The organism is Oxalobacter vibrioformis, from assembly GCF_027118995.1.
Lineage (GTDB): Bacteria > Pseudomonadota > Gammaproteobacteria > Burkholderiales > Burkholderiaceae_D > Oxalobacter > Oxalobacter vibrioformis.
The window spans coordinates 1,272,535-1,297,867 of record NZ_CP098242.1; the positions used below are offsets into that span (position 1 = coordinate 1,272,535).

At 49.9% G+C, this 25,333-nt stretch carries 23 protein-coding genes and 1 tRNA gene; 7 read left to right on the forward strand and 17 right to left on the reverse strand.

Translation table 11 applies throughout. The features are described from left to right. Positions 1–19: 19 nt before the first annotated feature. The 12 genes from NB640_RS06275 to NB640_RS06330 form a co-directional block, all read right to left on the reverse strand. The gene (locus tag NB640_RS06275) at positions 20–1,447 is read right to left on the reverse strand and encodes an APC family permease (protein ID WP_269310341.1); all 1,428 of its coding nucleotides are present in this window, start codon (positions 1,445–1,447) and stop codon (positions 20–22) included. A 255-nt stretch (positions 1,448–1,702) separates the two neighbouring features. Continuing rightward, positions 1,703–2,995 (reverse strand): RhuM family protein, encoded by a 1,293-nt coding sequence (gene rhuM / locus NB640_RS06280; RefSeq protein ID WP_269310342.1) that lies wholly within the window; start codon positions 2,993–2,995, stop codon positions 1,703–1,705. A 230-nt stretch (positions 2,996–3,225) separates the two neighbouring features. Then, on the reverse strand, positions 3,226–3,399 hold the full coding sequence (locus NB640_RS06285) for a hypothetical protein (RefSeq protein WP_269310343.1): 174 nt from the start codon (positions 3,397–3,399) through the stop codon (positions 3,226–3,228). Between the two features lie 168 nt (positions 3,400–3,567). Further along, complete coding sequence (locus tag NB640_RS06290) at positions 3,568–4,458, reverse strand: baseplate hub protein (RefSeq protein WP_269310344.1); 891 nt, start codon at positions 4,456–4,458, stop codon at positions 3,568–3,570. Further along, complete coding sequence (locus tag NB640_RS06295) at positions 4,455–6,251, reverse strand: lysozyme family protein (protein WP_269310345.1); 1,797 nt, start codon at positions 6,249–6,251, stop codon at positions 4,455–4,457. The genes NB640_RS06290 and NB640_RS06295 overlap by 4 nt, the downstream gene beginning before the upstream one ends. Before the next feature lie 75 nt (positions 6,252–6,326). Continuing rightward, the gene (locus tag NB640_RS06300) at positions 6,327–6,863 is read right to left on the reverse strand and encodes a terminase small subunit (protein WP_269310346.1); all 537 of its coding nucleotides are present in this window, start codon (positions 6,861–6,863) and stop codon (positions 6,327–6,329) included. A gap of 8 nt (positions 6,864–6,871) precedes the next feature. Then, positions 6,872–8,209, reverse strand: a complete 1,338-nt coding sequence (gene dnaB / locus NB640_RS06305; protein ID WP_269310347.1) for a replicative DNA helicase — start codon at positions 8,207–8,209, stop codon at positions 6,872–6,874. Continuing rightward, positions 8,206–8,982, reverse strand: a complete 777-nt coding sequence (locus NB640_RS06310) for a hypothetical protein (protein WP_269310348.1) — start codon at positions 8,980–8,982, stop codon at positions 8,206–8,208. Before NB640_RS06310 ends, dnaB begins: the two co-directional genes overlap by 4 nt. A 2-nt stretch (positions 8,983–8,984) precedes the next feature. Further along, positions 8,985–9,617 carry a hypothetical protein gene (locus NB640_RS06315; RefSeq protein ID WP_269310349.1) on the reverse strand — a complete coding sequence of 211 codons (633 nt, stop codon included), beginning with the start codon at positions 9,615–9,617 and terminating at the stop codon, positions 8,985–8,987. 9 nt (positions 9,618–9,626) lie between these two features. Next, entirely contained in the window at positions 9,627–9,842 is a 216-nt protein-coding gene (locus NB640_RS06320) for a helix-turn-helix transcriptional regulator (protein ID WP_269310350.1), read from the reverse strand. A gap of 125 nt (positions 9,843–9,967) precedes the next feature. Continuing rightward, positions 9,968–10,840, reverse strand: a complete 873-nt coding sequence (locus NB640_RS06325; RefSeq protein WP_269310351.1) for a hypothetical protein — start codon at positions 10,838–10,840, stop codon at positions 9,968–9,970. A 335-nt stretch (positions 10,841–11,175) separates the two neighbouring features. Then, on the reverse strand, positions 11,176–11,676 hold the full coding sequence (locus tag NB640_RS06330; protein WP_269310352.1) for a hypothetical protein: 501 nt from the start codon (positions 11,674–11,676) through the stop codon (positions 11,176–11,178). Positions 11,677–12,139: 463 nt separating this feature from the next. On the opposite strand from NB640_RS06330, the gene NB640_RS06335 reads away from it, so the two are divergent. Genes NB640_RS06335 through NB640_RS06350 form a run of 4 tightly spaced genes read left to right on the forward strand, consistent with a single transcriptional unit; the run spans position 12,140 to position 15,131 of the window. After that, positions 12,140–12,523: a hypothetical protein gene (locus NB640_RS06335; RefSeq protein ID WP_269310353.1), complete on the forward strand. Its 384-nt coding sequence runs from the start codon at positions 12,140–12,142 to the stop codon at positions 12,521–12,523. Continuing rightward, positions 12,520–13,869: a nucleoside 2-deoxyribosyltransferase gene (locus NB640_RS06340; protein ID WP_269310354.1), complete on the forward strand. Its 1,350-nt coding sequence runs from the start codon at positions 12,520–12,522 to the stop codon at positions 13,867–13,869. Before NB640_RS06335 ends, NB640_RS06340 begins: the two co-directional genes overlap by 4 nt. Then, positions 13,848–14,468, forward strand: coding sequence for a 7-cyano-7-deazaguanine synthase (locus NB640_RS06345; RefSeq protein ID WP_269310355.1), 621 nt, complete (start codon positions 13,848–13,850; stop codon positions 14,466–14,468). Before NB640_RS06340 ends, NB640_RS06345 begins: the two co-directional genes overlap by 22 nt. A gap of 18 nt (positions 14,469–14,486) precedes the next feature. Then, positions 14,487–15,131, forward strand: a complete 645-nt coding sequence (locus tag NB640_RS06350) for an HhH-GDP family DNA glycosylase (protein ID WP_269310356.1) — start codon at positions 14,487–14,489, stop codon at positions 15,129–15,131. A gap of 271 nt (positions 15,132–15,402) precedes the next feature. On the opposite strand, the gene NB640_RS06355 is transcribed toward NB640_RS06350, so the two are convergent. The 4 genes from NB640_RS06355 to NB640_RS06375 form a co-directional block, all read right to left on the reverse strand. Beyond that, positions 15,403–15,930: a tyrosine-type recombinase/integrase gene (locus NB640_RS06355; protein ID WP_332880238.1), complete on the reverse strand. Its 528-nt coding sequence runs from the start codon at positions 15,928–15,930 to the stop codon at positions 15,403–15,405. 31 nt (positions 15,931–15,961) lie between these two features. Further along, positions 15,962–16,737 (reverse strand): IS5 family transposase gene (locus NB640_RS13040; RefSeq protein ID WP_408637931.1). Its coding sequence is split into 2 segments (ribosomal slippage): positions 15,962–16,365 and positions 16,365–16,737, totalling 777 coding nucleotides; the frame shifts between segments, so codons are not numbered across the junction. A 79-nt stretch (positions 16,738–16,816) separates the two neighbouring features. Beyond that, entirely contained in the window at positions 16,817–17,539 is a 723-nt protein-coding gene (locus NB640_RS06370) for a tyrosine-type recombinase/integrase (RefSeq protein WP_269310357.1), read from the reverse strand. 289 nt (positions 17,540–17,828) lie between these two features. After that, positions 17,829–17,904: transfer RNA gene (locus NB640_RS06375), tRNA-Thr, on the reverse strand. A 97-nt stretch (positions 17,905–18,001) separates the two neighbouring features. Between NB640_RS06375 and NB640_RS06380 the strand changes: the two genes are divergently transcribed. The 3 genes from NB640_RS06380 (at position 18,002) to NB640_RS06390 (ending at position 24,498) form a co-directional block, all read left to right on the forward strand. Beyond that, on the forward strand, positions 18,002–18,736 hold the full coding sequence (locus NB640_RS06380; protein WP_269310358.1) for a DsbC family protein: 735 nt from the start codon (positions 18,002–18,004) through the stop codon (positions 18,734–18,736). A 134-nt stretch (positions 18,737–18,870) separates the two neighbouring features. Further along, a complete protein-coding gene (gene metH / locus NB640_RS06385; protein WP_269310359.1) occupies positions 18,871–22,620 on the forward strand; it encodes a methionine synthase in 3,750 nt (1,249 codons plus the stop codon). Between the two features lie 48 nt (positions 22,621–22,668). Further along, positions 22,669–24,498, forward strand: a complete 1,830-nt coding sequence (locus NB640_RS06390; RefSeq protein ID WP_269310360.1) for a M61 family metallopeptidase — start codon at positions 22,669–22,671, stop codon at positions 24,496–24,498. 16 nt (positions 24,499–24,514) lie between these two features. On the opposite strand, the gene trpC is transcribed toward NB640_RS06390, so the two are convergent. After that, complete coding sequence (gene trpC / locus NB640_RS06395; protein ID WP_269310361.1) at positions 24,515–25,324, reverse strand: indole-3-glycerol phosphate synthase TrpC; 810 nt, start codon at positions 25,322–25,324, stop codon at positions 24,515–24,517. Positions 25,325–25,333 lie beyond the last annotated feature (9 nt).

Sequence of the window (25,333 nt, forward strand, 5' to 3'; positions counted from 1 at the left end):
CCTTTTAATCAGCGTTTCCCTAACTTCCCGCTTTCTCCGGGCTGACAAAGTGTATCAGCACAAGGAGCATAACGCCAATTGCCAATATGGCAACCCCGATCCAGGCGGCATTGATTCCACCTAAAGACTGGTCATAAACAAAGGAAAGGCTGGCGTACAGCATATAGGCGCAGGTGGCACAAAAAAGCAGGGGAAGCAACGGATACAGCGGGACCTTGAATGGACGAGGGACTTCCGGTTCGCGTTTTCGCAGAACAAAGAGTGAAATACCGGTCAACAGGAAAAAAAGCCAGAAAACCGGTGCGGTAAATTCAACCATTGATTTGAACCCGCCTCCTATCCAGGCTCCCATCAAAACGAGAAAAAGAGATGCCACTCCCTGCACCCATATCGCATTGCCTGGTGTATCGCGCTTGGCATCCCAGACACCCAGCCGCTTCAGAACCGGCCAATCACGCCCCATCGCATAACTTGTCCGGGCACCCACAATCATGGTGCCGTTAATCGATGTCAAAACGGAAATGGCAACCATCAGGGATATTGCTTTTTCAACGGCAGGCCCAAAAGCCAGCCGCATCATGTCAGCCGCTATGGCTTTGGATTCCGCCATACCCTTCATACCCAGACCTTCCCAGTATGCCCAGGTCACCAGAAGATACAGCAGCGTAATGATGAAAATTGACAGTGACAATGCCTTGACCATGCTGTGGCGCCCTCCCCGAATCTCCGCACTGATATAGGCCGCTTCATTCCAGCCGCCATACGTCAGCAGCACAAATACCATCGCCATGCCAAAAGCGGCAACGGTTGGCGTCATAGGGGCAACGGCGTCATGAGGCACGACAGCAGAAACCGGGTTATTTCCCGGCTCCAGCAAAAAAACCGCTGTACCGACAATCAAAAGCAGGCTGACGGCCTGCAAGACTGTTAACAGGGCCTGTGTTGCCATCCCCATGCGAACATTAAGACGGTTAAGCCAGGAAAGCACCACGATAACCAATATGGCATAGACAAGCGAGCCCGTACCGGCGCCAAGCAGATCCAGCGGCAAAACGTGGTTCATGTAATCGCCAAAAACAAAAGAAAGCAGCGCAATGGAACCTGTCGTAATCACTGATACCCGTGCCCAGCCGAACAGAAAGGCAATAGAACGCCCATAGGCCCGATGCAGGAAATGGTAATCTCCGCCGGCATGGGGATAGGCAGTGGCAAGTTCGGCATAACACAGTGCACCAATCAGGGAAACCAGGCCGCCCAGTAACCAGGCGCCAAACATCCACCCGGCCTGACCTGTTATGCCGGCAATAATGGCAGGCGTTTTGAAAATCCCTGCCCCGATCACAATACCGACAATCAGCGATACCGCTTCACGCAAACCGAGAATCCGGCGGGGCAGGCCGGACTCGGGCGCTGGCGAAGGATTTTCGTTGTTGGCTGATGCAGGCATGAGTGGATGATTTGGCTGCGGTTTATTGAGAGAACGCCATTGTAACAATACCCCAGGTACTTTCTGTAGGGATCGCTTCCCGCCGAGGCATTTTTCACAGAAAAAAACCGCCAGCATCCGCATGCTGGCGGTAACGGACTTTCACACAATCTATGGTGCGATGCGCAGAATCTACAACTGGCCTTCCTGCTTGCTATACGAGGCGAGGCAAATTAATATATAGACAAACATATAGACAATTTCAAATGTAATAGATCAATTATCACCCTGTTCTTTTTTAGATGGAAGTCGCCCTTTAATTTTTATTTCATCAACCACCTTGTCAAAATCTGATTTAAATTCCCTGTCTTGGATTACCCTGAATTTCTCAAATTCAGCATATGCATGTCGTTCCGCCGTATCTCTGCGAACCCTTCCGAAGTTTTCAAGAACTCCATACTCATTGAACCTCAAGAAGCCATCCAGGCGCTCAATCCAATCCTTCATGTACATCATCTTCCCGCGCCGAGCTGTGTTTTCAGCAAAGTCCAAGTACATGGTTACCACTCTATTCAGTTCATCAATTTCCTCTTTGCTAAGATAGTTTTTTCCGACAGTGACATCCAGCTTTGTTATTTTCCCTCCCTTTGGTTCGTTTTTCCATGATGTCAAACCCATATTAGGCTTACCGGAATCAGCCCGCGAATCAATCAATTCCGCAGATGTGTGCCCATGAATTGCATAATGTAGCTTGTCTTGAACTCGGGCATAAAATTGGTGCGTAGTGGGAGAATCCTTATCATAATCAACACTACATTGAGCATAGATGTCCGTGATTTTTTGATAAAACAAGCGCTCCGAGGCGCGAATCTCTCTGATTCGCTCAAGCAGCTCGTTGAAATAGTCTTTCCCAAATAGCTGATTACCTTGCTTCAGGCGCTCATCGTCTAGAGCATATCCTTTTATGAGATATTCCTTAAGCACCGTTGTTGCCCAGCGACGAAATTGGGTGGCTTTATAGGAGCTTACTCGATAACCAACTGAAATGATGGCATCTAAATTATAGAACTTCGTTCGGTAGGCCTTGCCATCACCGGCAGTTGTCAAGATTTCCTTTACAACTGCTGACTCATGAAGCTCTAACTCCTTGAATATATTTGAAAAGTGGTAGCTAACATTTTGTTTTGTTGTATCAAAAATATCAGCAATCCCTTGTTGTGTCGCCCAGACTGTTTCTTCTCCCAGTAAAACACCAACTTTGACCGCGTCGCCGTCAGATGCATAGAAAAGAAATGGGGACGCAATAGCACCTTCATCAACACGCCCTTGATACTCCGCAACAGGAAGACTTGATAATTGATGCACTTCAACAGCGCCAACCTCTTCCATTTTATGAGCCTGACTTATGTCAATGCCATCTTTTCCGGCAATAGCAATGATTTGCTCATGCCATTTCTGAGGCACTATGCCACGCTTAACCCAATATGACACCGCGCTTTGCCTTATGCCAAGCGATTTTGCCAATGCTGTTTGCCCGCCAAATTTATCAACAATATATTGTGCGTTCACGGAACCTCTTTTTTGATATCAAAGAACATTTATGCGAATTTTAACTCAATTATCAAAAAAACGCTTGTTTCCATCAATGGAACCAAACTTTCTGGCGGAGGATTCTGAGGGCTGAGGGGGCAGGATAGCCTTTTGCACGGTGTTTGTCTGAGATGAGGTAAAGCTGCTTCGGCTTTTGCCGCAGAAAAGGTCGGACAGATTCGCCCAACCTTTTTCTTATCACCGGTAGGTTAGCTTTTCTGTTGACTTAACCATTCTGACATCGCTTCAATAAAGGATATGCAAAAACGCGCTGCATCATCTCCGCTGGTGCGCTGAGATGTATGAGAAACGACATTAGGCTGCGTTTCAAGAACTTTATGAAGTATTTGAATCGCATGCTGTTGGCTATTGGATAAGGCCATGAGCAGTGTCTCCTTAAAGGTTTGTTTTTGGGAATATAAATTTATCACGGATGTATCAGCATTATGTAATGAATTCTCCCTACCTCCCTCGCAACGCCCAATTAATCAGCGTATTTCGTTCCGGTATTGCCAGCATCCGAATCAGAAACGTCGAGGCAAAGAGGAAACTCAGGCACCCAGATTTTGGTTCACATCCTCCGCGACCCATACCAGACGGAGGTTTGTCAGCCAATTTCCCTTTGGTACCCCAGTGTCAAGCTGGTGGACAATGGCATTAACGTACATGATCCCGTTTATCACCTGGATTTCCGGCACATCCACCTCAATCTTCGACCTCATCCGATACTTGATATCAAATTCACACTGCAGGGAACAGCCATTGACCGTGGGCATGGGATAGCCGACCAGGCCCGTATTACGAGACATTTTCATGGCTGGAATATCGTCACGCGGCCCCTCCATATTGATGATGTGAAGCTTGCCGCTTTCAATGAAGAAATCGATCTTTGCGGCCCGGGCAACAAGACTGAGCATGCCCCACAAATCGCCATTAAGGGAGGTATCCCTGATTGCCTTGGTGACGTTGTGGTTTACAAGCCCCCATCCTCCCTTGAACGCCAGCGTTTCTATAATGTCACTGACTTTTGCGGAACCGGGAAAATTTATGCCTTCCGGAACCGTCATTTGCGCATAGTATGAAGAGGTGGCAAATATATGCAGTGGAATGTCAGGTGCAAGATTGAAATTTCCGAATGCATGGTAAATGTACCCGAAGAAGACAACCGTTTCTTTGTCATTTTCATCATTAATCAAAAGCGTTACCCGGTTAGGCTGCCAGGCATTGCTTTTCGGTACCGCTTTCAAAGTAATCAGCCTGTTTATGATGTGCACTGACAAGCCGGTTACATAAATCTCGGCGCTCTTTTCGCCAAATGAAAAGTCTTCAATTTTTGCGCGTATGGAAAGATCATCTATCTCTACCGTGTCGTCGTTCGCGTCATTAAAGGCGCCCTGAGAAAGCGTGAACCTGACCCTCAGACTTCTTTTTTTGAAGCTCATGAGTCCCTCCCTGAATTGAATTTGTAGGCTGATCTGCCACCAGCCGCCAAGTCCATAACGACGTTTCCGACATCTTTCGCATCAGCATTCCCGGCATAGATATTTACGTTTTCTATTTTGCTGCCACTGGATCCGCTCTCTTTTGTGCGCATGTCGGCATATCTCATGGCCTCAATGAATTGAGCGCTTGTTATTGTCGCCTTATTATTTGCTGTCCCATGCCAGTAAGACTTTCCGGTATCGGGATTGGTGAGGCCCGCCCATTCTGGTGACAGTAAGCGCTGCGCCCTGGTTATGTCGTTTGATTTCCCGCGGAGAAAATCACCTGCCCGCTTGTTCGCAAGGTGTTTAAAAAGCCTGTCCTGTGTTTCAGCATCGAATTTCCTGCTCAGGCTAATTCCTGCACTTTTTGCGGCGCCCTGGAGGGTTGTGGGGATCATCTGATACGCGCCGGCAGCATTGAATCTTCCGGAGCGTTGTGCCTCCAGAACCTCTGCTATCGTCATTTCTTCAAGGTTTTCACGGCCAGATTTATATCCGTATCGCTCTCCGCGATTTACAGCGTTGTAACCGTCGCTTCCGGCCTCGCCCTTGAACAGAAGATTTTTAAGTGCTTTTTCTCTTGCATTTAAAACGCCGGCACCTGATCCTGTGCGTCCTTTCAGGGGAATTCCAACAGGCTTCCTGCCCGTTACTTTTTCAGAAAGCTGGTCAAGAAGGCGAGTGAACTGATTATCCATCGCGACCTCATCCTCGGCCGGCGCGTATTCCTCTGCAACGCTTGCCCCGGTTTCCGCATCACCGGCAAGCATCCTCTTCTTAACGGCCTTCACCCGGGAAATATCATTGTCGCTTTCCTCCAGCATGCTTTTCGTTTTCATGAGAATCATACCCAATGCCACAAGCCCACCGATGACCGGATTGATGCCCATCAACTTGTATGCTACCCAGCCTTTGACGCCGGCATCCAGCGCTTCATTGTTCTCTTTGAGATAACTGGTAACACCTTTAATGCCTTCACCCAGATCCTTTATCGTCGGAGCCAAATTATTCAGAACGGCAAGCCCCAGATCCTCCACTATCAGTTTCTGGTCCTGGTAGAGCTTGTTGAGCTCCTCAATCTGTTTTCTTCGTGGGGCATTAGCAGCTTCTTCCCGCCTTGCCTCTTCAATAAGGTTTCTTGCGTCTGGCCTTGAAAAGAAAGTAGCATCGGTATCAGAAAATCCTCCTTGGTGCTTGAGTATCTGGAAAAGCTCGGCATCGCTTTTTGACCACCTTCTGGCGTTATCGGCCATATCTGCCATGATGTCTGCTGAATCACGGATTTTGCCATTCTGATCAAAAACATCAGCACCTAAACGCCTTGCCCCATCCAGCCCACTGTAGTCACCACTAAACATGGCGGCACCAATAGCGTCAGTAAATTTCCGGGATGCTGCGCCGGCCTCCGTGGCAGAAAGGCCTGCTTTTTTATACGCTCTTTCAAGGGAGGCAACACTACTTGCTGCTTGGCCGGTCTGCCGGGAAATGTTCTGCATATTCATGTTTTGGTTCATGACGTGGAACAATCCCATTGTCGTGGCAACGAGTTGTATGGCAGAAGAAACTTTTTTTAAGTCACCGGCGAGGCCAGTAACCTGCTGGGATGTCTTTTTCGCGGAGTCGCCCATCCGGTTCAGGGCTTTTTCTCCGCGATTGACGTCCCGCTGGACATTATCGACACCCTGTTTGACGCCTTCGGCTTCTACCTTGAAGACGGTAACAAGAGTCTCTATGATTTCCTTGATCGCCATTCTCTTATTTCCTTTGCTGTCATTAATTTTTTCTCAAAAGGCCCATGTGCATACTTGGAATGGGGCCCGCCTGATTTATTCCTCATGGATGTCTGTTGGCAGTCCCCGCCGTATCAGTTCTTCTTTCAATGCTTCCCCGGCAATGTCTGCATAAAAGGCGTCCATACCGGATGGAACTGGCGTCAAGGATCCATCACTTGACGTGAGATCGACTTTATCGATGAACATCCTCATGTGACGCCCCAGCAGCTCCAGTGCCCGGTTTGCCGCAGCCGGCTCAAACATGGCACCCTCGACCTCTACGGATGTAGCCGTACCTTCTCTTGCATTCTTGACGATGGTCATTACCTTGATCGGTTTTTTGCCCATGCAAATGTCTACCAGGTCACGAAGCTTCTCAATGACCTCATCCTGGCTCAATTCTGTTCTTTTCATACGTTCAATCGTCCTTCTCTGAATTTCATTGGCGATTTCAGGTTTTTTCAGGTTCTCTTCACCTATCTGGCCAGCGGTCTTTTCGCTATATCCGGCCCTGATCGCCGCCTGAGTGGCATTCAGGTCTATCAGGTATTCCTCGACAAACCTTTTCTGTTTGGGCGTCATCTTCTTCATAGGCTTTCTCACAAATGCTCAGCCAGCCCACGCTTTGGCTGCGTCCTTGCAGGCTGAGGCCTGTACCCCTGCGCCGTCTCAAAGCGGGTATAGCGACCCTCGTAGTGAAGGGCGACATCCCCCGTCTGTCCCTGCCGGTTCTTCGCAAAGATGAAGTCCGCCCAGCCAATCAGGTGTGTTTCCGGATTCCCGACCTCTTCCCTGTGAATGAAGACAATCACATCTGCATCCTGCTCAATGGCACCGGAATCTCTCAGATCGGCCATGGTCGGCCTTCGGCCGGGCCGTCGTTCCACTTCCCGGTTCAGCTGCGATAATGCGATGACCGCAATGTTGAGTTCTTTCGCCAGTCCCTTGAGTTCCCGGGATATGGCTTCTATCTGCTCGTTACGGGTCCGCTTTGCTGCATCACCGGCCATCAGTTGCAGGTAGTCCAAGACGATGAAATCCAGCCCATAGCTACGTTTGATCTTTCTGGCCTTGTTCTTGACGCTGATAATAGTCAGGCTGCCCTGATCATCGATATGCAGTTTCAGGGCTTCTATGCGGCTACAGGCGGCTGTGTATCGTGTCCAGGCATCATTGCTCATGTCACCCCTGATGATGGCGCCAAGATCAATGCTGCCGAGCGCTGCGCCCAGGCGGTCGAGCAGTTGTCCAGATGTCATTTCCTGTGAGAGGAACAAGCCGGTGTATTCAACTGCCATGGCCGTTGCGACATTCAATGCCCAGGCAGTCTTACCCATGGATGGCCGGGCACCGACGATGAGCAAGTCTCCGCGGTTAACGCCGCCATTCAGCATGCGGTCGATATATTCAAAGCCGGTGGGAATGGCGGAGCTTTTTTTCTCGAAGCGATCTTCAAAGGTATTGACGTGGTTCTGAAGGGCTTGCCTGGCAAGCAAGGGTTCCTGCTCCAATTGCGTCTCTGCCAGCCGGGATATGGCCGCCATGGCATTTTCCAGCAGTTGGGGTGCCGGTACCTTCGGGTTATCGGAAACCATGGCGGCCAGCTCAACTGTTGTATCAACGAGTGACTGTCGAAGGGCACTGTCGATCACGATGTCAGCGTAGTACCGGATGTTGACCGCTGAGGGGGTGTTCTGTGACAACTGGTTGAGATATGGAAGGCCACCGAAATCAAGCCCGGAATCATTCAGGACATGGTAGACGGTGATGATATCGGCCGCTTTTCCAGCGTGGATCTGCCGGCATATCTCGGTGAAGATGCTTCTGTGACCGCCATCGCTGAAGTGGCTAACCTTAAGTTCAGGGATCCGTAGCAGTGCTGCGTTGCTCAAGAGCAGGCTGCCCAGGATGGCCTGTTCGGCTTCTATGGCTCTCATGCTGCCTCCCGGTTTTCATACTTGCGTTCACGGATTTTGGTGAAGTTCCCAGCCTTGATCATCCATTCGAGGTCAGCAAAGAAAGGCTTGTTACCGGCTTTTCCGACAAGAAAATCACAGGTGGCCACATACTCGAAAAATCGTTTCCAGTAGTCCAGGTTCTGGCGTTCTGGTGCCTCGTTCCACCTTGCTCGTAACTGCGTAGCTCTGGCAGGTGTCCAATCCCGTACTCGCGGACACATGGGTAATGCTTCGTGGTAGAGGTCAATGATTTGCTGGTGTGGGCAATCGGGCTTTTTGGCGCGGGCGGGTTTTTCGTCTTCAGCATCGCTGGGGACAATTAACCCGTTAGGGTTAATAGATATATCCTCTCCCTTCCTCTCTATATCTACATCTATATCCGGGGGTGAGGCCTCGTCGAGCGCTCGTCGAATAATCGTCGAATGCTCATCGAATTTGGGGTATTTGAAGGTGGGCCGATCAATCTTCTGATGTCGCCATCCAGTGACATGCCAATATTCCTTGCCTTCTGATTCATAAAGGATTACCAGCCCGTTTGTGATGAGTTCATCAACAGATTTCTGTACTTCATCGATGGTGATGTCATCACCTGGGAAGACCTCCATTTTGAGGGTGCGGGCACTGGCCGGGTGGTTACCTCCATCGTCGCAGAAGTTCCACATGCCGATGAAAAGTAGCCGAGTGATCGTCGAGCAATCGACGATTTGTTCGGATGTCCAGAATTCAGGCTTGATTGAACGGATCCTTGCCATGGTTATACCCTCAACATCTGGATCAGGGACTGACAGAGCAAATGGGCCTGGCAGCGTTTGGCCTCGGGTGAGGCAAGCTTTTTGATCTGTCTGGCCATAGTCATCTGTCCTGCATGGATGACGCTGCACAGAGGTGCTTTTGTCTTCTTTGCTTTGCCGGTACTTTCCTGGGGGAGGCAATCCTCATCAGGACAAATCACCAGCGTTTTGAAAGGGTATAGCTCCTTGATCGTTCTGATGACATGCCTGAGGTTATCGGCATAGAACGCTACGGCAACCGGATAGCTCGTCATTTCATAAATTGATGCGCCAGCGGCGAAGCTTTCGGCTATGCAGATGATGTCTGATTGCCCAGGCTTGCCGGTCATGTAATATCCGCCCCTTGTGCGACCATTCGGCATGAATCGGCTGGTTCCATTCGTGTGGATGTACTGCAGGGATATGATCTTTCTGCGGTCAGTCACAGGGACGATGAGCAAGCCATTGTGTTCCTTCGTGCCATGCGGCTGGATTCCTTTTTTACGGAGATAGGCATGCTCTGCTTTTGCGGGCCCGGCGCTATCCCAGATGGCTTTTGCAATGGAGATCGCCCGGGACTGTCGGAGAATCTTATCTGCTTGTGTCTGTAAGGACATGGCAGTACCTCATGCCGCTTCTTGGCGGCTGGCTGCTATGCGGGAATCAATCCAATCGTCGATATCAGATTCCAAAAATCCGATTGACCTAGCTCCAAGTTTTATTTTCTTTGGGAAGAGGCCTTGAGCCTCAAGGGTATAGATATGCGCTCTTGAGTACCCCGTCCGTTCTACAACGGTTGGCAGTTTCAAAATGCGTTTTGGTTTCTGTGCAGTAGCAGTCATTGCAATCTCCTGTAAAGATGTGCCAGAAGGCACTGGATTAACAATGACTATAAGAACATAGGGGGTATCCACCCCCTCAAGTATCTACCCTATACCAAAATGGTAGATACCTTGGTGGCATAGGGTTAACGAATTTCGTTTTTATCTCTCAATCGCTGCCAAGCTTTGTAAACTGCCGTTTTTGATGTGAATATCTTTTTCTCTTTCATGGCGAGTTCCAAAATCTCAGCCCTCACCCCCGGCTTGCCGGGCGGTTTTTGGGGCAAATTCTGAGGGTCATACTTTAGCTGCCTCAATAAAGACAAGATCCGCTCTTCTTGCATTGGCATCCTTTGAGTAGGCACTGCATACTCATTAATACTTTCTTCGAGTTTTTCTCCCGTTGTTTTTTCATTGCCTGGTTTGTAATTGCGCAATTTTTCAAATTCAGGTCCCATCAAAAAAAGATCATCAAGAGTAAGCATTACACGCGCAACAGCTTCTGCATCACCACCATAGGCATGAAAAATGCTGTCAAGATCATTATCCCCATCGACATCAAAATCATAGAAATGCCCTCTCTGTATCGCCCAAAAACCTAAGATGATTGCTGGTGCACGTGCAGAGACCTTTTTATCAATGTCATATTCACCTTTGGATTTATTAAAAACCTTTTTACGAATAGTGTCTTCCCAATATGGATGCAGCATGATGAAAGCATCACCATTGTAATTATTCCCCCAATTAAACATTGATGTTGTCATACTAACCGTTGCTGTATGCTTTGAAATATCTGGCATGGTGTTGTGTTGTATGTTGTAATCCTCGCAATAACGCTCATATTCTGTTTTATGTCTGTCAATAAGGGACATGCGCGTTTTTTTTGACAACTTCATGCAAATTTTCACGATGCCCTGATTTCCCCAATCCAAGAGGGCTTCAATACTGCAACCCAATTCATGGGCGGCATCTTTCAGTGAATATGCCTTTCTTGGTGGGAGTTTTTTTCCTTCTGACATAAACGTTCCCTCACATTCCCCTTGTGTAGAAAACTGCGCCGGCCGGATAGGGTGTCCGGTTTTCGCCTCGCGACAAGCTAGGCGCAGCTTGTTCTTATATATCTTTGGATGTTACTGAATTATACTGAATGAATAGACAGCGCTTGGGCCACCATCATCATGATAGTTAGCTTATTTCATTTTTTGCACATCTCTTTCAACTCTTTTTCTGCGTTCACGCTCACTGCCCTTCGAGCAATAAAGCATGAAGATTGACTGATGATGAAGGGGAATGGATGCACTTCTTTTGGATCCGTTTGCACGCTGGCTTATCTAAAGAGGAAAAAGAAATGACGCTAGTCATGGCACACATCTTTCCCCACTTCTTCAGCCAGCGCAAGCCAATCCACTTGCGGGGGTAAGATAAATTTTCCCTTCAGCTTTGCAAATAGCTTGCGTCGGATATGCGGTGTCCAGGGCGTACTGCCCCCCAATACCTCGCATTCAAACTGCTTTCTTAAATCACTTAAAAGCCAGAGGTACTGGCTGATAGATTCCTTTTTTGCATCAAGCAATGCCATGACAGCGTCAAAACAATCTGCCGGTATGCTCTCGATACTTTCAGCCTGAAATGCAACTCGCAAATGATTGTATATCCATTGTTCCGGCTGAGGGCACACCCAACTCGGAACAAGGCTATCTATCTTTTTGCTGATTTCCCATCTTTGTTCTCGTGTAAGCGGCTTGCGAAAGACTGGCCTGTAAATGACTGCGCCAGCCAGCCCGATTTGTGACAGGGATGGCTCCCTTTGTGTTTGGTGAGATTCGCGCAAATGCGCAACGATAGAGTCAGACATGATTCCTCCTGTAATTAAGCGTTTATCACTCACCAAGTGGTGAGCAAACCGTGCGAGTTAGCCTTACCGGATCGTAGGAAACCGGCGCACCGAAGTGCCCCGCACGGCCGCCCATAGGAAACCATGCAACGGACGTAAAAAAACCGCACTGATGGCGGTATGTCCGCCTACGAATTTTCAGGAGGCTAATCCCGGCTGCTTCTTTTTCAGCAGCAATGACAGTGTATCACGGGAGGGAGGTATGAAAAAGCCCCTTGGAGGGGAGGGCTTATATAGTTGCGAACAATATTTTCTGGCAATAAAGCCTAATCTTGTTTTCCTCACTATTGCAGCATCCCTGTCGATGCGTCGCAAGGTACGAGATGTGATCAGAATTACTTGATTTTTTATCTTTGCATGATAATAATCATTTTTAACTTGTTTTTTGAAGATTTCATAAACAAAAAAACCAAAAGGGGTTGATATGGGAAGCACAGGTTCTGGCCGATTTACCGATTATTCTGGCACAGGTAATGACGGCACCACAGGGCAGGGAAGCGGAGGTGGCGCGAGCGGCATCGATAAATGTCAACAAGCATTTTCAGTTATTTTGGAAGAAATCGCTCAGTGTGACTACTATGTCCAATCAAAGACCGTTCCGGCAACGGGTTTTGCATTGAGTATTATCCTCGACGGTCGTGTGTTTGCTGTTGACTCAAATGGCACTAAGGTTGGCGCACTCCCCACTCAATTCAACTACCTCGCCGCATGTCTGAAGAGTGGTGTGACGTATTTAGGTGCAGTTAAGGCATCATCTACTGCACCAATACCTACGGTTGAAGCTGACTTTGTACCGCAACAAACATGACAAAAGAAGATATGGTATTGATTCTTGGAGAGGTTGTTGTTGACTTCACGCTTCCCAAGCGCGGAGAAGATGGCAAACTGCGCTTAGGTGGCATCGTTCATGCTGCACGAGGTCTTTGGGCGGCAGAGCAAGAATACTCGGTAGCAGCTTTTTGTCCTCAATATCTTTTAGAAGAAGCGAAACGTTACCTTACCGAACATGGGTGTAAAGAGTTTATTTGGCTAGGGAACATAATAGGCGCGCCAAATGTCATCGTCATTGGTGATCAGAAAGAGGTCTCTCACCAAGGCTATGAAGATTTACTGAGGGAGTGCAAGCAAGTTGTGCTATGCGAGCCACCCCCAAAGCTGGACTCTTACTCGAAAGCAGTTATCTTCCCAGGTAAGTTTGACATTGGCGCATTACTTAAAAGGTTTTCTTCTAATGCAAAATTTTCGTTTGACGTTGCATATGATGTCAACGACCTTAGCGTACTCCATCCTTTTCTGGGGCGTATACAGGCGATCATTACCTCAACATCCTCTCCGCTATTCAATGAAATAGCAAAGACGAGCCTTAACGAGTTACTTGATGAGGTTAGAGCTCTTTCACCAGAAGTTTTCCTGCTGAAAGAGAATCGTGGAGGCAGTAGATTATTTGATCTGACGGGCGACAACATAGAAGAAATTCCTGCGGTTCTTGGCAAGACAGTCAATTCTGTCGGGGTGGGTGATGTCTATTCTGCCGTTATGGTTAGCATGTCCAAAAACGGTTGGATTGAAGCGGCATGGCGTGGTGCTCAAGCTGCGACGGTGTATTCACAAACCACGTATCCTGATGATATGAAAAGGGATTTGCTGCGAAATTTTAATTTGTCAATTGATGAACTGCGAGGACTAGGAGGGACCGTTCTGCCTTGGCCTGACCGTCAGCAATTTTCCATATATCTAGCTGGTCCGGATTTCTCGTATATTGAAAAAAGGGAGCTTGATCAAGCCGTTGATAGCCTCAGGTATCATAACTTCAAAGTACGACGCCCGATTTTAGAAAATGGTGAGCTAGAACGCCCAACAAGTAAGTTTGATCTATTCAGTGCATATGATAAAGACTATCAGCTATTAAAAGAGTGTGATGCTGTTTTTGCAATCCCGCTTGGGCGGGACCCTGGGACTTTGGTTGAAGTTGGTATGGCAATCGCACTAAACAAGCCCGTCATCACTTTTGACCCACGAAACGAGAACAATAACACCATGATCGTCGCTGGAAGCCATGTATATTCTACTTGCCTTGACGAGTGCCTTAATGGCACTTTCAATGTTTTGGCTAAATTGAGAACTGCATCAACATGGAAAAAGCCATTCTCCTAGCCTCTGGTGGACTGGACTCAACAACGGTTGCGTATCAACTCGCATCCGATGGTGTCGATGTCATCCCCATTTTTTTTGACTATGGGCAACATTGTGTAGAGACTGAGTGGGATCGTGTTAATGAAGTGTTACCCGCGAATATGCGGCGCCCGGAAAGATATAACATATCAGACATCTTCAAAGGCTCTCAGTCGCGCTTAATACGAGAGGCTGACCTCTGGAACGAGCGCGTTGAGGATGATGACCTATATATCCCTTACAGAACAATGTTGTTCTTCGCGGCGGCAGCGGCTCGCGCACAAACCATCGGGATTTTGAACGTTTACACTGGCTTTATCAACAGTAACCATGCCAAGGAAATTGACTGTACCATTGCATATATGAACAGTCTTGATGAACTTACATTGAGCATTGGCCCGGTTCGTTTCTATTCGCCATTTCGATATTCGTCTAAGGCGGATGTTGCCCTCGCAGCAACCAAACTAGGGGTGCCTATTGGGCGAACCTATTCATGTCAGGCGTCTGGACGGTTTCCTTGCGGCGCATGTCCAAATTGTGTCGAACGCTTAAATGCTTTGAAAGAGGCGAGATTGGTATAGGCTAATATAGGAGAAAAAGTGTCGACAATTGAAATTGTACTTGCAGCTCGCCGTATTGCTGATCATGCAAAAGATGAGGGTGCACTTTTTGGGGAAAAAGTTCCCAGAGCTACATGCCAGCACTTGGGAGCGGTTCTTGCCGACTCCGTACTCCAAGCCGGGCTTAATTATGTAAATGTCGTGCGACCACGTATACAGGCTATTTTTCGAGATTTTCCAGAAATAAATACGGTTTCTGCTCTGCTTAAATTGATTCACGAACGAAGGACTAGCGAATTTCTAGGTTGGCGACATCATGAAAAAGTAACTCGCTTCGAAGCATTAGTTTTGTTTCTGAAGAAAAACGGCATTGAAGACGTTCAAGATTTGCGAGATGAACTAACAGACGAGCAGTTCTGTTTTGCAATTCAATTTATTAATGGAATCGGCCCTAAGACCGTTGATTACATGGCATGTCTTGTTGGCATTGATTCCATCGCGGTTGATCGGCATGTGCGTTCATTCGCGAAGAGTGCGGGGGTTCTGAGCAGCGACTACGATTTCTTGAGAAAATCGTTCTGCTGCGCCGCGGACCTACTCCAGCTACCAAGACGTGAATTTGATGCATGGCTTTGGAGACGGGCCGCATTTGCAACAAAACATCAGCTTGCCTTAGGTTTTTAGCGCTCCCTCGCCCTCAATTCTCAAGATCGTCAAAAATCACCCCCAAAGCGTAGCCGGCTTGACTGGCTCATTGCGTTAAGGACGTTGTTCATGGAGAGGGTTCTGTGTCGCCAATCAAGTGCTGGAGCGTGCGCCTGATTCAATCCGCATTGGACACGTCACCTGGCGCAGTTTATATTTAATATAACTGTGCCAGGTGACGTCATGGAAATGGTCAGCGGAGCAAATCCTTTGCCCTGACCTGAACAGACAAGAAAAAGTCTCTGCATGTTTATGCAGCATTCCCTCTTAGCGGAACAACCTTCCCGCTTTTCAACCCGTCAAGATAATCGGCCCATGATTGCATCATATGCTGACGCTCTTTGTAATGCCGGGCATCGTTATAGGCAGCCTCAATCGCATCAGTCTTCTTGTGCCCAAGCTGCACTTCCACCAGCCGGGGATTGAAGCCCAACTCATTCAGGCCAGTACTGACAACGCCGCGCAAGCCATGCCCGACCATAGGAAAACCCATGCGCTCGATGGCCTGGCTGATTGCAGCTTCGCTCATCGGGCGGTAGGTGGCGCGTACACTCGGAAAAACATAATCCTCCTGCCCCTGTGCGGTGAAGGGCCGGATCTCTTCCAGAAGGGCAATCGCCTGTTTGGGCAGGGGAATGATATGCGCCTCTTTGTCGGCCTTTTCCGGCTGCCGGTTCCACACTGCATTGTCCAGGTCAAAGTCCCTCCATACGGCGCGCCTGATACTGGCCTGTCTCATGCCGGTGTAGAGCATCATCCAGATAGCCGCACGTGTCAGGGGATAGCCGCTGTACTGCTCTAGATAGCGTCTACTTGAGTATGGTTAACGCATTCAACCAAAGGGCGATACAGCGCACCTGCACAGCGGCAGCAAATGTCGCGAGATTTTTTGCGTATCTTGTGGCAATACCCCGCCAGCGTTTGAGATAAAGAAAGACATTTTCCACCAGGTGACGCTTCTGATAAATCTGCCGATCGTAGCTTCTTTTCTCCTTGCGATTTCTTTTCGGGGGTATGACCGGTATGATGTTGCGGGATTTTGCATGGTCAAGAATGGCGTTTGAATCATAACCCCGATCCGCCACCAGATGGCGAGGGGATATCCCATCCATTAACCGTGAAGCCTGCGTACAATCTGCAACGGTACCCGATGTGACAAGACATCTGACCGGCATACCATTCGCATCCACGGCCAGATGTATTTTTGAGTTGAGCCCCCTTTTGTGCGCCCCATGCCCTGGTTGCCTCCTCTTGCCCCCGCCGCGTGCGGGTGAATCTTGATGTGACTTGCATCTATCAGAAGCCATTCAAAATCAGGCTCATCTATCAGGATTTCCAGCAGGCGCTCCCATATGCCCTTGTCGCGCCAGCGGATGAAGCGCTGGTGAACGCTCCCCCATTTTCCGTACTCCGGCAAAAGATCACGCCAGGGGGCGCCTGTGCGTAATATCCAGAATACAGCATTAATGAAGGTGCGGTTATCTTTGGCTATCCTGCCCCATTGACCAGGCTGTCCTGGAAGGTGGGGCTCAAGTAAAGCCCAGGCCTGGTCGGATATGTCGTGGCGTCTGTACGCTGGTCTCATGGAATCTCCTGTTAAAGGGTGGTCTTCCTATAATGATCATCGCTTCATAACATCTGCCATCTGGCAAACAGAGGGAGTTTTATCTCTTATATCTCATGTAGACACTATCTAGGGCATTGATGAACTTGCCAAGGTCATGAAACCTGATCCGGGCCATGTGCTTCGTGTCGTGTGCCGGCAGGTGCTTGATGATGACTCGGCAGGGGTTCAGCGTGAAGTTGATGTCTTCAACATGGCGGTAGTCATATACCTCTGCCGACCACTGGCATAGCTGTCTTGCCATGTACGTCATCCTGCGGCCATGGTTGGTCTTGTCGGCCACGCCGCGAAAGAGAGCCATCAGTTCCTTGCCCTCAATCTCCGGCAGGCTCTTGTGGCCTATCTCCGGAAAGACGTGTATTTCAAACTGACGAAGCATACGGTTGCGGGTATCTTCCGTAGTCTTGCCCTCTTTGCTGGCATGGAGACGCCGGGCGATTTGCTCAAAGGTGTTGCCGGCCTCCCTGACCAGTTCCCTGTCAGCGGCAATCCTGTCGGCTTTCTGCTGCCTTGCCTGCTCTACGGGGTCAATGCCGTCCCGGACCAGTGCCTGGACCTTCCTGCGCTCTTCTCTGGCTTGTGCGAGTGATACCTTGGGATAGGGGCCAAAGGCCAGGAGTTTTCTCTTGCCGTTCACGCGGCACTGCATGCGCCAGTATTTCTTGCCTGCCGGTGTCACCATGAGGTACATGCCCTCACCGTCAAAGTGATTGCCTGGGGGTGCGTTATCGCAGAACTTGGGCTTCAGTTTGTTGGTTGCCATGGGGCCATCCACTCATGCGGAATTGTCTATACGAAAACGGGCATTTTTTATGTGAAAAACAACCCGGATTTTTTGCAGTCGAGTTCGATTCTGTTTTCACAAAAACTCACATCCGCCCTGGTAAACGATGTGAGAGGAATCGAAATATAGACTCAGATATAGTCAAAAGTATAGACAATTTTCGTGGATATAGGCAATCTTTATCGGACGCCCTCGGACAAAAACCCCGCTGAAACGTAGAATTTTAGCGGGGCCTCTGGATTTCACCGGATGTTGCCGGATGATATTCTGGTGCTGATGCGCAGAATCGAACTGCGGACCTACTGATTACGAATCAGTTGCTCTACCAACTGAGCTACATCAGCGAAAGGATGAATTGTAGCAAAAAAAGAAGCGGTTCTGTCACAGTTATCGGGGTACGCACCTGTATAATGCGGCAAACCAAACCTTTCAGGATTGAAAATGAACTTTTTGACGACCAAAATCAAATGCCTGGCGCTTTCAGCCGGCCTTTTCAGCATCCTCTTTTGTGCGGTAAATGCGTCGGCGCAGGAAAGCCTCATCAAGAAGCGCATTCAGGAACGCGTTGTACAGGGAGAAAACATCACCTCCATCAAAAAAACACCTTTCTCCGGCCTGTATGAAGTCCAGGTCGGCAACAAGATCGTCTATACCGACAGCAAGGCTCGCTATCTTTTTATCGGCCGCATCATCGATATCGAAACCCGCCAGGATTATACCCAGGACCGGATAGAGGAAGTCAGCAAGATACGCTTTTCCGATCTGCCGCTTGAAAAAGCCATTAAAAAGGTCAATGGCAAAGGTGAACGGGTTATCGCCGTATTCTCGGACCCGAACTGCGGCTACTGCAAACGCCTGGAAAGCATGTTAAAAGGGGTGGATAATTTGACGGTCTATGTCTTCCCGCTGAATATTCTTTCCGAAAAATCGCGCACCATCTCCAGAAATGTCTGGTGCTCGACCAACCGGACCGCAGCATGGAATGCGTGGATGATCGATGGAACGCCACCGGATGAAGCGTCAAGCAATTGCGTTTATTCCGATGAAGAGATTCTTCTGTTGGCGCGACAATATGAAATAACCGGGACACCGGTTATCTTCTTCAAGGATGGCTCACGGATCACTGGCATGCCATCTGCCGAGGATTTTACTGACGCACTTTCCGCGATCAGATAAATCGTTTTTTATGAAAAAATGCATCAGGCAGGCCTCATGCCTGTCTTACGCGCAATTGCAGTATAATTTTCAACCTAAACCCCAGAAAAACCGGATGGCCTGGCGATGGCCATTCGCCTTTATTAAGCCAGAACATGATCTCATCAGTTGAAGCACAACTTCGTGAAATCCTTTCAAAAAGAATCCTGATTCTGGATGGTGCCATGGGCACCATGATCCAGCGATATGGCCTGACAGAAGAAGATTACCGCGGTGGCGCGGGCGGACGCTTTGCCGATTTTTCCGCACCGCCCTCTGCCGGAACCCGGGAGCTTTTTGTCAAAGGAAACAATGAGCTGCTTTCACTGACCCAGCCGCACATCATCAGGGCCATCCATGAAGAATACCTGGCGGCAGGCGCGGATGTCATTGAAACCAATACGTTCGGTGCAACTTCTGTTGCCCAGGACGACTATCATATGGCGCATCTCGCTTATGAGATGAATGTTGAATCCGCAAAAATCGCACGTGAAGCCTGCGAAAAATTTTCCACGCCGGAAAATCCCCGTTTCGCGGCCGGCTCCATCGGGCCAACGCCAAAGACCGCATCTATTTCACCTGATGTTAATGATCCGGGCGCACGCAACATCGATTTTGACCAGTTGGTAGCAGCCTACACCGAGCAGGTCCGGGGACTGGTCGAGGGCGGCGTGGATCTGCTGCTCGTTGAAACCGTGTTTGATACCCTTAACTGCAAGGCAGCGCTTTTTGCCATCAACACCTACTTTGAGGAAAATGGCGGCAAACTGCCGATCATGATTTCCGGGACGGTAACCGATGCCTCGGGACGCATTCTTTCCGGCCAGACCGTCACCGCTTTCTGGTATTCGGTTCGTCATGCCAAACCGCTGACCATCGGATTGAACTGTGCGCTTGGTGCGGCATTGATGCGTCCGTATGTGGAAGAAATTTCCCGGATTGCCGATGCCTACACCTGCATTTATCCGAATGCCGGCCTGCCAAATCCGATGAGTGAAACCGGATTTGACGAACTGCCGGCCGATACCTCGGCGCTTCTGAAAGAATTTGCCGGCAGTGGGCTGGTCAATATTGTTGGTGGCTGCTGTGGCACAACACCCGACCATATCCAGGCCATTGCACAGGCGGTTCGCGATTTTCCGCCCCGAGCGATGCCGGATGTCCCGCCAGCGATGCGTCTTTCCGGACTGGAACCCTTTGTCATCGATGATGATTCGCTTTTCGTCAATGTGGGGGAGCGCACCAATGTCACCGGTTCGAAGGCCTTTTCACGCCTGATACAGAACGCCGATTACGCCCAGGCGCTCACGGTTGCCCGCCAGCAGGTGGAAAACGGGGCCCAGGTCATCGATATCAATATGGATGAAGCCATGCTGGATTCGGTGGCTGAAATGAAACGCTTCTTGAACCTTATTGCGTCAGAGCCGGATATTGCCCGTATCCCTGTTATGCTGGACTCTTCCCGCTGGGAGGTGATTGAAGCCGGCCTGAAATGCCTGCAGGGCAAAGCCATTGTCAATTCGATCTCGCTGAAAGAAGGCGAAGCCGAATTTCTCCGGCAGGCCCGGCTGTGTCGCCGGTACGGTGCCGCAGCCATTATCATGGCCTTTGATGAACAGGGCCAGGCGGATACGTTTGAACGAAAAATCGACATCTGCCAGCGAGCCTATCACCTGCTGGTCACGCAGGTTGATTTTCCGCCTGAAGACATTATTTTTGACCCGAATATTTTTGCTGTTGCAACCGGCATAGAGGATCACAACAACTATGCGGTGGATTTCATCGAGGCAACCCGGTGGATTCGCAACAATCTGCCCGGTGCAAAGATCAGTGGCGGTGTCTCCAACGTCAGCTTCAGCCTGCGCGGCAATGATGCCGCCCGTGAAGCCATTCACACGGTCTTTCTTTACCATGCCATTTCTGCCGGCATGACCATGGGCATCGTCAATGCCGGCATGATTGGCGTCTATGACGAAATACCGGAAGACTTGCGCGAACGCGTGGAAGATGTCGTGCTTAATCGCCGCCCGGATGCGACAGAGCGCTTGATCGAGGTTGCCAACCAGTTCCGTGCCGGTGCAAAAAAAGAAGAAAGCAACCTCGAATGGCGAAATGATCCTGTCCACAAACGCCTGGCACATGCCATGATACATGGACAGACAGGCTGGATCACCGAAGATACTGATGAAGTGTTACAGGAAATCCTGCAAAAGGGCGGACAACCGATCCAGGTCATCGAAGGCCCGCTGATGGATGGCATGAATGCCGTTGGTGACCTCTTCGGGCAGGGAAAAATGTTTTTGCCCCAGGTAGTGAAATCTGCCCGTGTCATGAAAGAAGCGGTCGCCCATCTGGTTCCCTACATCGAAGAAGAAAAACAACGTTCAGGGGACACGGCCTCGAAAGGCAAAATCCTCATTGCAACGGTAAAAGGCGATGTGCATGACATCGGCAAGAATATTGTTGCCGTGGTCCTCCAGTGCAATAATTTTGAAGTGGAAAACATGGGTGTCATGGTTCCCTGCGCAGAAATCCTGGCCAAGGCAAAAGAAGTGCAGGCTGATATTATCGGTCTTTCCGGCCTGATTACACCGTCACTGGATGAAATGGCCTATGTCGCCAGCGAAATGCAGCGGGACGAGTATTTCCGCTCACGAAAGATACCGCTTCTGATTGGCGGTGCAACGACCAGCCGGGTGCATACCGCTGTCAAAATTGCGCTTAATTATGATGGACCGGTTATTTATGTACCGGATGCCTCCCGTACCGTTACCGTTGCCCAGGCACTTTTAGGCGCGGAAACCCGGGGAACATATCTCGAGGAACTCAAGGCTGACTATGACCGGGTCAGACGCCTTCATGCCGAGAAAAAACCGCTTGATCTGATCCCGCTTGAAGCGGCACGAAAAAACAAGGCGCGGCCTTCCTTTATGGGGGACCATACTCCTGTCCGCCCTCGTTACATTGGTCAGCGGCTCCTGAAAAATGTTGACCTGGCTACCATTGCCCAATACATCGACTGGGGCCCCTTCTTCCATGTCTGGGACCTGCACGGCGGTTATCCGGCGATCCTGAGTGATCCGGTTCATGGCGAAACCGCCGGCAAGGTTTTTTCAGACGCACAGGACATGCTGAAAAAGCTGATTGAAGGCCAATGGCTGACAGCGCATGCCTCCCTTGCCCTTATGCCGGCAAACAGCATAAACGATGATGACATCGCGGTGTATACGGATGACTCACGCACCGAAGTGGCTTTCACCTGGTATGGTGTCCGTCAACAGACAGAACGTCCCGTGGTTGATGGTGTTAAACGCCCCAACCAGTGCATGGCCGATTTCATTGCACCGAAAGAAAGCGGCATTGCCGACTATATTGGCCTGTTTGCCATTACAACAGGCCTTGGCATAGAAAAGCAGCTGGAACGCTTTGACAAGGCCCTTGATGACTACAGTAACATCATGTTGAAGGCGCTGGCAGACCGGCTGGTTGAGGCGCTATCCGAATACCTGCATGAACTGGTCCGCAAGGATCTGTGGGGTTATGCACCAAATGAACAGCGTTCCCCCGAAGAATTGCGGCGCGAAGCCTACCAGGGAATTCGCCCGGCACCGGGATACCCGGCCTGTCCGGAACATACGGTCAAAACCGATATTTTCCGCATACTGAAATGTGAGCAGATCGGCATGACACTGACCGAATCCTGGGCCATGCTACCTGCGTCATCGATTTCGGGTTTTTACCTTGCCCACCCAGATGCGCATTATTTCAGTGTCGGGCGGATAGACAGCGATCAGGCGATCGATATGGCCGAACGGCGCCGGATTGGCATTGAGGACGTTGCATCCATGCTCTCCCCGATTCTTTGATCAGGCCTTTCACGTCTGATCCTGTTCAATTCAACGATGACGGCAACCATGAAAAACGCAATCTATTACACGATTACACCGCATGACCTGGCAGGACATCTATTCAGGGTTACGGTCGCCGTCCATTCTCCCGATCCTGACGGACAGCGCTTTGCCCTTCCGGCATGGATCCCCGGCAGCTACATGATCCGCGAATTTGCACGGAATATCGTGCAAATCCGGGCAACCGCTAGCCAGGAAGACATTTTGCCGGAAAAACTGGACAAGCACACATGGCGTACGCCTCCGGGAAGCGCTCCCCTGATACTGGCATACGATGTCTATGCCTGGGATCTGTCAGTAAGAGGGGCACACCTGGATCAGACACATGGTTTTTTTAATGGCACCAGTGTTTTTCTTCGGGTCATTGGGCAGGAGCACCTACCACACATTGTGGAAATCAAAAAACCGGCCGATCCGGCATACGCAAACTGGCAGGTTGCAACCTCCCTGCCGGAACTGGATGCCGCACGTCATGAATTCGGTACATATATCGCAAGCGGATATGATGAACTGATCGATCATCCGGTGGAAATGGGAACCTTTGCGCTGGCCGTTTTTGACGCCTGCGGCATCCGGCATGAAATCGCCATCACCGGGCGGGTACCGAATCTGGATATGGATCGGGTGGTTTCAGATCTGACCCGGATCTGTGAAACCCAGATCTGCTTTTTTGAGCCCGAAACCGAAAAGCCGCCCATGGACCGTTATGTCTTTCTGGTCATGGCCATTGGTAATGGATATGGCGGACTGGAGCATCGTGCCTCAACAGCCCTCTTATGCGCCCGCAGTGATTTGCCCGCCAAAATGCCGTCTTCTGAAGCGCTTACACCCATGAGTGAGGGATACCAGAACTTCCTTGGGCTGTGCAGCCATGAGTACTTTCATACCTGGCATGTCAAACGAATTCGCCCTGCGGTTTTCGCCCCCTATGATCTTCAGAGTGAAACGTACACCCGCCTGTTATGGCTGTTTGAAGGCTTCACCAGCTACTATGATGACCTGATGGTGGTACGCAGCGGCCTCTTTGATGTAAGCACTTACTTGCAGCGCATCGCCCGAACCATCAACAATGTCAAACGCGCCGCCGGCCGAAAAAAACAGAGTATTGCCGAAGCCAGCTTTGATGCCTGGATCAAGTTTTACCGGCAGGATGAAAATGCCACCAATGCGCAGATCAATTATTACATCAAGGGGTCACTGGTTGCACTGGCACTGGATCTGACGATTCGTATCCGTACCAATGGAGAAAAATCGCTTGACGATGGCATGCGCCTTTTGTGGCAACGTTATGGTCATAACCATGAACTTGAAGCCCGGGAAAAGGGCATTAGTGACGAAAAAGCAGAAATGATCTTTGAAGAAGCAACCGGACTCGATCTGAAGGATTTTTTCAGGCGTTATGTTCATGGTACTGATGAGCTTCAGTTGGGACATCTGTTCGAACACTTTGGCGTCAGTGAAAACCAGCCGGCAAAAAGACAGAAAGCCAGCCTGAACATTCGTGTGGTACACGCAGCAGGAGAGTGCAAGATCGCCAATGTTTATGAAGGGGGCGCTGCTCATGCCGCCGGCCTGTCGGCGGGTGATCTGCTCGTTGCCGTTGACGGCATCCGGGTTCCCGGTGAAAGCCCGTCCACAAGCCTGGACAACCTCCTGTCACGGTACAGAGTAGGTGATCCTGTCACCATTCACGCTTTCCGTCGCGACGAACTGATGGTATTCAAGGTCACACTGGCAGCCGATGACACCCCGCTTTATACCCTGTCGCTGTCGGCCGACCAGACACCACCAACCATTGAAGCCCGGCGCTCCTGGCTAAAATGGGAAGATGTCTGAATAAAACGGCATTTCATTACGAAGCCGTGTCAAACAACAGCGCCAGTTCCTTTCCGGGATCGGGAGCACGCATGAAAGCCTCTCCGACAAGGAAAGCATGCACATCGGCATCCCGCATGCGGGAGACATCTTCCCGTACCAAAATACCCGACTCTGTCACAACGAGCCGCCCCGATGGAACCAGGGGAAGCAGATCAAGCGTATTTTGCAATGAGGTCTCAAATGTCCGCAGATTACGGTTATTGATCCCCAAAAGCGGCGTTTTCAGTTGCAGTGCGCGCTCAAGTTCATCGGCATTATGGACCTCTACAAGCACATCCATGCCAAGTTCCATTGCGCAGGCTTCCAGCTCAACCATCAGCCCCTGATCCAATGCCGCAACAATCAGCAAAATGCAATCTGAACGCCACAGGCGCGCCTCATATACCTGGTAAAAATCAATCATGAAATCCTTGCGCAATACCGGCAGATTACAGGCGCTCCGCGCCTCCTGCAGATACGCGGGCGCTCCCTGGAAAAAAAGTCTGTCAGTAAGCACTGACAAACAGGCCGCGCCATGTCCGGCATAGCTTTCAGCAATTTCCCCCGGATAAAACGGATCACGAATCACGCCTTTTGACGGAGAGGCTTTTTTCACTTCCGCGATCACACCGGCTTTTTTTCTCCGGATTTTTGCGCGCAGCGCTTTTTCAAATCCGCGCAGATCCTTGCGGATATCCGCATCCGTTTCTACCTCTTCCCTTAAGCTGCTCAGGGCGCGATATTTTTTGGCCGCACTCACTTCTTCCTGTTTGACGGCAAGTATTTTGTTCAGAATGTCTGACATTTTTTCTCC

What these genes read in the sequence shown, in the direction of transcription:
- NB640_RS06275 (WP_269310341.1), bottom strand. Translation starts at nt 1,447, where the DNA reads ATGCCTGCATCAGCCAACAACGAAAATCCTTCGCCAGCGCCCGAGTCC.
- NB640_RS06285 (WP_269310343.1), bottom strand. Translation starts at nt 3,399, where the DNA reads ATGGCCTTATCCAATAGCCAACAGCATGCGATTCAAATACTTCATAAA.
- NB640_RS06290 (WP_269310344.1), bottom strand. Translation starts at nt 4,458, where the DNA reads ATGAGCTTCAAAAAAAGAAGTCTGAGGGTCAGGTTCACGCTTTCTCAG.
- NB640_RS06295 (WP_269310345.1), bottom strand. Translation starts at nt 6,251, where the DNA reads ATGGCGATCAAGGAAATCATAGAGACTCTTGTTACCGTCTTCAAGGTA.
- NB640_RS06300 (WP_269310346.1), bottom strand. Translation starts at nt 6,863, where the DNA reads ATGAAGAAGATGACGCCCAAACAGAAAAGGTTTGTCGAGGAATACCTG.
- dnaB (WP_269310347.1), bottom strand. Translation starts at nt 8,209, where the DNA reads ATGAGAGCCATAGAAGCCGAACAGGCCATCCTGGGCAGCCTGCTCTTG.
- NB640_RS06310 (WP_269310348.1), bottom strand. Translation starts at nt 8,982, where the DNA reads ATGGCAAGGATCCGTTCAATCAAGCCTGAATTCTGGACATCCGAACAA.
- NB640_RS06315 (WP_269310349.1), bottom strand. Translation starts at nt 9,617, where the DNA reads ATGTCCTTACAGACACAAGCAGATAAGATTCTCCGACAGTCCCGGGCG.
- NB640_RS06320 (WP_269310350.1), bottom strand. Translation starts at nt 9,842, where the DNA reads ATGACTGCTACTGCACAGAAACCAAAACGCATTTTGAAACTGCCAACC.
- NB640_RS06325 (WP_269310351.1), bottom strand. Translation starts at nt 10,840, where the DNA reads ATGTCAGAAGGAAAAAAACTCCCACCAAGAAAGGCATATTCACTGAAA.
- NB640_RS06330 (WP_269310352.1), bottom strand. Translation starts at nt 11,676, where the DNA reads ATGTCTGACTCTATCGTTGCGCATTTGCGCGAATCTCACCAAACACAA.
- NB640_RS06335 (WP_269310353.1), top strand. Translation starts at nt 12,140, where the DNA reads ATGGGAAGCACAGGTTCTGGCCGATTTACCGATTATTCTGGCACAGGT.
- NB640_RS06340 (WP_269310354.1), top strand. Translation starts at nt 12,520, where the DNA reads ATGACAAAAGAAGATATGGTATTGATTCTTGGAGAGGTTGTTGTTGAC.
- NB640_RS06345 (WP_269310355.1), top strand. Translation starts at nt 13,848, where the DNA reads ATGGAAAAAGCCATTCTCCTAGCCTCTGGTGGACTGGACTCAACAACG.
- NB640_RS06370 (WP_269310357.1), bottom strand. Translation starts at nt 17,539, where the DNA reads ATGGCAACCAACAAACTGAAGCCCAAGTTCTGCGATAACGCACCCCCA.
- NB640_RS06380 (WP_269310358.1), top strand. Translation starts at nt 18,002, where the DNA reads ATGAACTTTTTGACGACCAAAATCAAATGCCTGGCGCTTTCAGCCGGC.
- metH (WP_269310359.1), top strand. Translation starts at nt 18,871, where the DNA reads ATGATCTCATCAGTTGAAGCACAACTTCGTGAAATCCTTTCAAAAAGA.
- NB640_RS06390 (WP_269310360.1), top strand. Translation starts at nt 22,669, where the DNA reads ATGAAAAACGCAATCTATTACACGATTACACCGCATGACCTGGCAGGA.
- trpC (WP_269310361.1), bottom strand. Translation starts at nt 25,324, where the DNA reads ATGTCAGACATTCTGAACAAAATACTTGCCGTCAAACAGGAAGAAGTG.